Below are 7,350 nucleotides of genomic sequence, written 5' to 3' on the forward strand. Positions count from 1 at the left end.
TCATGCCTCCTCAAAAGAAATCTCTGGCAACCGAGTAAGAATATCTTCTCGCTTAATCGCCCCTTGGCGTAAGATTTTCACCTTGTCTCCAGACAAATCTATAATAGTTGAATCCTGTCCAGTTAGAAAAGCATCGTCTTCCAGACCCAGAACTTCTTGGTCAAAATCCTTCAGAATTTGTTCAAAGGTCACTCCACTTGCCTGACCTGAAATATTGGCAGACGGCCCAATCAAAGGACCTGTCTCTCGAATCAAATCAAGCGTGATAGGATGACTTGGCATCCGAAATCCAACAGTTGCAAGGTCAGAATTGACCCAATAGGGAACTCGGTCATTAGCTTCGAGAATAATGGTCAAGGGACCTGGTAAAAAGGTCTCGACAAGTTTTTGTAGATAAGTTGGCTGATTCTTTGAAAAGTGTAAGATATTCTCTAAAGAGGCAATATTGAGATTGAGTGCCTTGTCTCTAGGACGACGTTTGAGCTGGTAAACATGGTCAACTGCTTTTTCGTCTAGCGCCTTGGCAAAAAGACCATAAACCGTCTCTGTAGGCAGAACGACTGCTCCGCCCTTTTCCAACTCTTGTCTAATCCTGTCCATCATCAACCACGACCATCCTATCTTGACCAAATTGGTCCTTGAGTGTTCGTACTCGCTTTTCAGGAAGATGTTTCCTAAAAAGTTCAGGAACACTTTGACCTTGCTTGTATCCAATTTCAAGGTAAATCTTACCACCATCTTTGAGATAGTCTTTTGCATCTTCCGCAATTCTACGGTAAATAGCTAGGCCATCCTCATCTGCAAATAGAGCTAGATGAGGCTCCGAATGCAAAACATTCAAGCCGACCTCTGACTCATCTTCACGAGAGATATAGGGTGGATTGGAAACAATTATATCATATTTTTCAGAAATTTCTGTAAAACAGTCAGATTTTTTTAAAAATATTTGAAGATTTTGATTTTTAGCATTTTCGCTGGATACATCTAAAGCATCTTGGGAAATATCTGCTGCTGTCACTGACCAATCTGGTCTGTTTTTTGCTAAGGCGAGAGCAATAGCTCCACTACCTGTTCCAATATCCAGAACTGAAAAATTCGTCTCAGGATTTTCAGCTAGGATAAGCTCAACCAATTCCTCTGTCTCTGGACGAGGGATCAATACTCGTTCATCCACTTTTAGCTGCATTCCATAAAAATCTGCCTGTCCAATGATATACTGTGCCGGTTTATGAGCTGCTAACTGTTGAAAAATTCCTTTTACAAATTGTTTTTCTTCCTCTGTTACCTCTTTCTGGAGGGCAAAAACAAAGTCTGTAAAAGATAGATTTTTCAGGCTACGATAGACAAAAGAGAGGCTTTCTGCTTCCTCTCCTTTTCTTATCAATTCTTCTTCAAAATCTGAAAATAATTGAGCTAATTTCATTATTTGTTTAATTCTTCTAATTTTTGTGTTTGGTCATAAAGCACCAAGGCATCCACAACCTCATCCAATTTACCAGACAAAATAGTATCTAGTTTTTGGAGGGTCAAGCCGATACGGTGGTCAGTCACACGGTTTTGTGGGAAATTATAAGTACGGATACGTTCTGAACGGTCCCCAGTACCAATTGTCGACTTACGCTCAGCGTCTTGTTCATCTTGTGCAATCTGAGCAAAGTGGTCAGCAACACGCGCACGGATAATCTTCATAGCCTTCTCACGGTTCTTCTGCTGGGTACGTTCTTCCTGCATCTCAACCTTGATATTGGTTGGCAAGTGAACGATACGAACGGCAGTTGCAACCTTGTTGACGTTCTGTCCACCAGCACCTGATGCGTGGTAAATATCAACACGAAGGTCTTTTGGATCAATATCGTATTCTACTTCTTCCACTTCAGGCATGACAAGAACTGTCGCTGTCGAAGTATGTACGCGACCTTGGCTTTCTGTCACAGGGACACGTTGCACACGGTGGGCACCTGATTCGTACTTAAGCTTAGAGTATACAGACTGACCAGAAACCATGGCAACCACTTCTTTGAAACCACCGACGCCATTTATAGAGGCTTCCATGACTTCAAAACGCCAACCTTGGGCTTCCGCATACTTTTGGTACATGGTTAGAAGGTCTCCAGCGAAAAGTGCTGCTTCGTCTCCACCAGCTGCTCCACGGATTTCAAGGATGATGTTCTTGTCATCGTTTGGATCTTTAGGAAGGAGCAAGATTTTCAGTTTTTCTTCGTATTCTTCTTTTTCAGCCTTGGCATCTTTGAGCTCTTGCTTGGCCATTTCTTCCAAGTCCGCATCTCCGCCTGATTCCTTAATCATCTCTTCAGCGTCAACGATGTTTTGAAGGACTTGTTTGTACTCACGGTAGGCTGTTACCGTATCGCGAGTAGAAGCCTCTTCTTTCGAAAGTTCCATGAAACGCTTAGTGTCCGAAACCACATCTGGGTCACTGAGCAACTCTCCTAATTCTTCATAACGGTCTTCTACAGCTTGTAGTTGATCATAGATGTTCATTTTTCTTCATTCTCCTTATTGATTTCAGGGGCAAAATAATGTTTACGGCAAACTGAGATATAGGTTTCATTGCCACCTATTTGAATCTGCTCACCATCATAAACGGGCAGTCCATCCTGTGTTCGCAAAACCATAGTCGCCTTTTTCTTGCAATACTGACAGATGGTCTTGATTTCGTCGATCTTGTCTGATAAAAGCAAGAGATACTTGGAACCTTCGAATAGTTCATTGCGAAAGTCGTTTTTCAAACCAAATGCCATAACGGGTATGTCTAACTCGTCTACAACACGAGCTAGGTCATAAACATGATGACGTTTGAGAAACTGGGCTTCATCGACCAAAACACAGTATGGTTTCTCAGGTAAATCTCGGATAAATCCAAAGATATCCGTCGTTTCCTCAATCGCAATGGCAGGGCGTTTCATGCCAATTCGACTCGACACATAGCCAACACCGTCACGCGTATCCAGAGCCGAGGTCATAATTACAACACCTTTTCCTTGCTCCTCATAGTTATAGGCCACTTTGAGAATCTCAATCGTCTTACCAGAGTTCATGGTCCCATAACGATAATACAACTGTGCCATGTTTCTTGCTTCACGTCCATTTCTAAATTTTTGCTACATTCTAGTATATCATAATTTTCTTAAGCTTTAAATGGCAAAATGTGGTAAAATAGAAGAAATCAAAAACTAGTGGAGGAAGCCATTATGCCATTTGTACGCATCGATTTATTTGAAGGACGCACGCTCGAGCAAAAGAAAGCTCTTGCTAAGGAAGTAACAGAAGCTGTTGTTCGCAACACTGGAGCCCCTCAATCTGCTGTCCATGTCATCATCAACGACATGCCAGAAGGAACTTACTTCCCACAAGGGGAAATGCGCACCAAATAAGCTAGCTTAAGCAGAATTGCTTAGGCTTTTTCAATCTCCAAGTAGCATCCATTGAAGAAATAGTTCAAATTTGTTACAATTTGAAAAGAGACTTGGAAAAATTTCCAATAAAAGATCTATTTATTAAAGGAAACATTATGATTACACGTGAATTTGATACCATCGCTGCTATCTCTACTCCCCTAGGTGAAGGGGCTATTGGTATTGTCCGCCTGAGCGGAACAGACAGTTTTGCTATTGCGCAAAAGATTTTTAAAGGAAAAGACTTGAGTCAGGTTGCTAGCCACACTCTCAACTACGGTCATATTGTTGACCCTCAGACAGGGAAGGTCATGGACGAGGTTATGGTTGGAGCTATGAAGTCTCCAAAGACCTTCACCCGTGAGGATATTATCGAGATTAACACCCACGGTGGAATTGCGGTAACCAATGAGATTCTCCAGCTAGCTATCCGTGAAGGAGCTCGGTTGGCAGAACCTGGTGAATTTACCAAACGTGCTTTTTTAAACGGTCGCGTAGACTTGACACAGGCTGAGGCCGTGATGGATATCATCCGTGCTAAGACAGATAAAGCCATGAACATTGCGGTCAAACAACTAGATGGTTCCCTTTCTGACCTGATTAACAATACCCGTCAAGAAATCCTTAACACACTTGCCCAAGTTGAGGTTAATATCGACTATCCTGAGTATGACGATGTTGAAGAAGCCACTACTGCTGTTGTCCGTGAGAAGACTAGGGAGTTTGAGCAATTGCTAACCAATCTCCTTAGGACAGCCCGTCGCGGTAAAATCCTTCGTGAAGGAATTTCCACTGCCATCATCGGACGTCCCAACGTTGGGAAATCTAGCCTCCTCAACAATCTCTTGCGTGAGGACAAGGCTATCGTTACAGACATTGCTGGTACCACACGTGATGTCATAGAAGAATACGTCAACATCAACGGTGTTCCTCTAAAATTGATTGACACGGCCGGTATTCGTGAAACGGATGACATCGTGGAACAAATAGGTGTTGAGCGTTCGAAAAAAGCCCTCAAGGAAGCCGACTTGGTTCTACTGGTGCTAAATGCCAGTGAACCACTAACCGCCCAAGACCAACAACTTCTTGAGATTAGCCAAGATACAAACCGTATTATTCTTCTTAATAAAACCGACCTGCCAGAAGCGATTGAAGCTTCGGAACTACCTGAAGACGTTATTCGTATTTCAGTCCTTAAAAACCAAAATATCGATAAGATTGAAGAGAGAATTAACAACCTCTTCTTTGAAAATGCTGGCTTAGTTGAGCAAGATGCTACCTACTTGTCAAATGCCCGTCACATTTCCTTAATTGAGAAAGCAGTTGAAAGCCTACAAGCTGTAAACGAAGGTCTTGAACTGGGGATGCCAGTTGATTTACTTCAAGTTGATTTGACTCGTACTTGGGAAATCCTCGGAGAAATTACTGGGGATGCTGCTCCTGATGAACTCATCACCCAACTCTTTAGCCAATTCTGTTTAGGAAAATAAGAAAAATCCATGATCGTTCTTGCGGTCATGGATTTTATTGTCTTATTAGTAATCTGGTCTTAAAACCCCTGTTACAGTTGCCTTGGTTGCTTCGTAGTCGCCATCTACGACAACCTTGATAATGCGTTTAGCATCTTCTTCTGGTGCTGGAACAAGAGGTAGACGAGTTGGTCCAGCTTCAAATCCCATGTAGTTCAAAACTGCCTTAACTGGAGCAGGACTTGGATAAGAGAAGAGGGCATTGACCTTAGGAATGAATTTACGTTGAATAGCTGCGGCTTTCTTCATATCGCTTTCTGCAATGGCAGTAAACATCTCGTGCATTTCATCACCATTTGTATGAGAGGCAACAGAGATAACCCCATCCGCACCAAGGTTCATGGCATGGAAAGCATCTCCATCTTCACCTGTATAGACCAAGAACTCTTCTGGCTTATGCTCAATCAAGTAAGCCATATTGGCAAGACTGGTACATTCCTTAACACCAATGATATTTGGATGGTCAGCCAAGCGAAGCATGGTTTCTGGAGTCAATTCCACAACCACACGACCTGGAATATTATAAATGATAATAGGTAAGTCAGAAGCGTCTGCAATAGCTTTAAAGTGCTGGTACATTCCTTCTTGAGAAGGTTTATTGTAGTAAGGGACGATTGCAAGTCCAGCAGCAAAGCCACCAAATTCTGCTACTTCTTTGACAAACTCGATAGAGTCACGCGTATCATTGGTACCTACACCCGCAATCAAAGGAACTCGTCCATTGACAATCTTTTGTACAGCCGCAAACAGTTCCAACTCCTCATCGTGGGTCAAGGTTGGACTCTCAGCAGTGGTCCCTGCAAGAAGAATTCCGTCAGTATGATGCGCCAACAAATGCTCAATCAAGGCTGGAATAGCATCAAAGTTGATGGAACCATCCTCGTGAAAGGGGGTAATAAAGGCTGTGATGATTTTACACTCTTTTAAATCTTTATAAGACATGAAAACACCTCTCTATTTCAAAGAAGGAGTTCATCTGAACTCCTAAATTATATGACTATTTTAATTCAAATTTCAATTCAGCTGTTGGACGAACCAATCCACGTTCGTGCAAAGTTTCAGCAATCTGAACTGAGTTCCAAGCAGCACCTTTGAGAAGGTTATCTGAAACAACCCACATGTGAATTCCTTTTTCTGCATCCAAGTCTTTACGGATACGACCAACAAAGGTATCACGTGAACCAACTGCATTGATGGCTTGCGGATAGATTTGATGAGCTACATCATCTTCAAGAACAGCGCCTGGGAAGGCTGCGATAGCTGCTTTGACTTCTTCTATTGGAGCCACTTCTTTTGTTTCGATGTAAACAGACTCAGAGTGAGCTGACAAGACTGGAATACGCACACATGTTGCAGATACTGCAATGCTATCATCTTCCATGATTTTCTTAGTTTCCTTGGTCATCTTCATCTCTTCGTATGTGTAATCATTGTCAGTGAAGACATCGATTTGTGGAAGAGCGTTAAAGGCGATAGGATAGTGTTTCTTGTCACCACCTGAAGGCAAGATTTCGGCATGCAAATCACGTGGTTTCACTCCGTCATTCAAGACCTCACGAAGCTCACGTTGTGTCTCAAGAATTGCTCCCATACCAGCACCTGAAACGGCTTGATAAGTTGAAACAATGATACGGTCCAAGCCCCATTTTTGGCGAACTGGCTCAAGAGCCACCATCATTTGGATTGTTGAACAGTTAGGGCAAGCAATAATCCCGTTGTGGGCATCAAGTGCGTGAGCATTGACCTCTGGAACAACCAAAGGAACATCTGGATTTTGACGGAAGTAAGATGTATTATCTACTACTACTGCGCCAGCTTTCACTGCGTATGGTGCATACTTAGCTGATGTAGAACCACCTGCTGAAAAGAGAGCAATATCAACTCCTTCAAAAGCAGTTTCAGTCGTTTCTTCAATCGTAATATCTTGGTCTTTAAATTTCAAAGTCTTACCTGCTGAACGTGCAGAAGCAAGTAAACGAATTTTATCAATTGGAAGTGTTGATTCTTCCAACATTTTTATCATCTGAGCACCGACAGCACCTGTCGCGCCGACTACAGCAACTGTATATCCCATAAATAACCTCTTTCGGAATTTTCTAAAAATTTCTATAATAGAAGTATTATACTACTTTTTCCATGAATTGCAAAGCTTTTTCATCATTTTTTGGAAAATAAAAATCCCCAGTCGCTAAACTAGGGACTAAGAGGCATCTTCATGTGATGAGCAGGTTCACACAACTCATCAAGGTCCGCTCCTGCGTTATGACCTCCTTATGCTCAATAGTAGTCCGAGGACTACCTATCGACTCATCGCATATTCTATTCTACTAAAGAGAATGACTTTTGTCAACAGACGAAACTCTTTAGTTTTATTTACACAGGTGCATGCTAACTTCTCAAAGTAA

Annotated in this window: 8 protein-coding genes; 2 read left to right on the forward strand and 6 right to left on the reverse strand. The window is 42.3% G+C overall.

Annotated features, from left to right (window positions below; translation table 11 throughout):
* The 4 genes from HT697_RS09345 to HT697_RS09360 are packed head-to-tail and all read right to left on the reverse strand — an operon-like array spanning window position 1 to window position 3,089.
* Window positions 1-603, reverse strand: coding sequence for an L-threonylcarbamoyladenylate synthase (locus HT697_RS09345; protein ID WP_173252960.1), 603 nt, complete (start codon window positions 601-603; stop codon window positions 1-3).
* Window positions 587-1,423 carry a peptide chain release factor N(5)-glutamine methyltransferase gene (prmC, locus tag HT697_RS09350; RefSeq protein WP_173263050.1) on the reverse strand — a complete coding sequence of 279 codons (837 nt, stop codon included), beginning with the start codon at window positions 1,421-1,423 and terminating at the stop codon, window positions 587-589. The genes HT697_RS09345 and prmC overlap by 17 nt, the downstream gene beginning before the upstream one ends.
* Window positions 1,423-2,502, reverse strand: a complete 1,080-nt coding sequence (gene prfA, locus HT697_RS09355) for a peptide chain release factor 1 (RefSeq protein ID WP_004262425.1) — start codon at window positions 2,500-2,502, stop codon at window positions 1,423-1,425. The genes prmC and prfA overlap by 1 nt, the downstream gene beginning before the upstream one ends.
* Window positions 2,499-3,089 carry a thymidine kinase gene (locus HT697_RS09360; protein ID WP_112443648.1) on the reverse strand — a complete coding sequence of 197 codons (591 nt, stop codon included), beginning with the start codon at window positions 3,087-3,089 and terminating at the stop codon, window positions 2,499-2,501. Before HT697_RS09360 ends, prfA begins: the two co-directional genes overlap by 4 nt.
* Window positions 3,090-3,212: 123 nt before the next feature.
* Between HT697_RS09360 and HT697_RS09365 the strand changes: the two genes are divergently transcribed.
* Window positions 3,213-3,395 carry a 4-oxalocrotonate tautomerase gene (locus HT697_RS09365; protein ID WP_001117401.1) on the forward strand — a complete coding sequence of 61 codons (183 nt, stop codon included), beginning with the start codon at window positions 3,213-3,215 and terminating at the stop codon, window positions 3,393-3,395.
* Between the two features lie 137 nt (window positions 3,396-3,532).
* A complete protein-coding gene (gene mnmE / locus HT697_RS09370) occupies window positions 3,533-4,906 on the forward strand; it encodes a tRNA uridine-5-carboxymethylaminomethyl(34) synthesis GTPase MnmE (RefSeq protein WP_112443647.1) in 1,374 nt (457 codons plus the stop codon).
* A 45-nt stretch (window positions 4,907-4,951) separates the two neighbouring features.
* On the opposite strand, the gene dapA is transcribed toward mnmE, so the two are convergent.
* On the reverse strand, window positions 4,952-5,887 hold the full coding sequence (gene dapA, locus HT697_RS09375; RefSeq protein WP_112443646.1) for a 4-hydroxy-tetrahydrodipicolinate synthase: 936 nt from the start codon (window positions 5,885-5,887) through the stop codon (window positions 4,952-4,954).
* A gap of 55 nt (window positions 5,888-5,942) precedes the next feature.
* A complete protein-coding gene (locus HT697_RS09380; RefSeq protein ID WP_000542462.1) occupies window positions 5,943-7,019 on the reverse strand; it encodes an aspartate-semialdehyde dehydrogenase in 1,077 nt (358 codons plus the stop codon).
* Window positions 7,020-7,350 lie beyond the last annotated feature (331 nt).

Source organism: Streptococcus sp. 1621 (genome assembly GCF_013276615.1).
Taxonomy (GTDB): Bacteria; Bacillota; Bacilli; order Lactobacillales; family Streptococcaceae; genus Streptococcus.

Excerpts from the sequence above, each read along its gene's own strand:
- HT697_RS09345 (WP_173252960.1), bottom strand. The coding sequence starts at position 603 with ATGATGGACAGGATTAGACAAGAGTTGGAAAAGGGCGGAGCAGTCGTT.
- prmC (WP_173263050.1), bottom strand. The coding sequence starts at position 1,423 with ATGAAATTAGCTCAATTATTTTCAGATTTTGAAGAAGAATTGATAAGA.
- prfA (WP_004262425.1), bottom strand. The coding sequence starts at position 2,502 with ATGAACATCTATGATCAACTACAAGCTGTAGAAGACCGTTATGAAGAA.
- HT697_RS09360 (WP_112443648.1), bottom strand. The coding sequence starts at position 3,089 with ATGGCACAGTTGTATTATCGTTATGGGACCATGAACTCTGGTAAGACG.
- HT697_RS09365 (WP_001117401.1), top strand. The coding sequence starts at position 3,213 with ATGCCATTTGTACGCATCGATTTATTTGAAGGACGCACGCTCGAGCAA.
- mnmE (WP_112443647.1), top strand. The coding sequence starts at position 3,533 with ATGATTACACGTGAATTTGATACCATCGCTGCTATCTCTACTCCCCTA.
- dapA (WP_112443646.1), bottom strand. The coding sequence starts at position 5,887 with ATGTCTTATAAAGATTTAAAAGAGTGTAAAATCATCACAGCCTTTATT.
- HT697_RS09380 (WP_000542462.1), bottom strand. The coding sequence starts at position 7,019 with ATGGGATATACAGTTGCTGTAGTCGGCGCGACAGGTGCTGTCGGTGCT.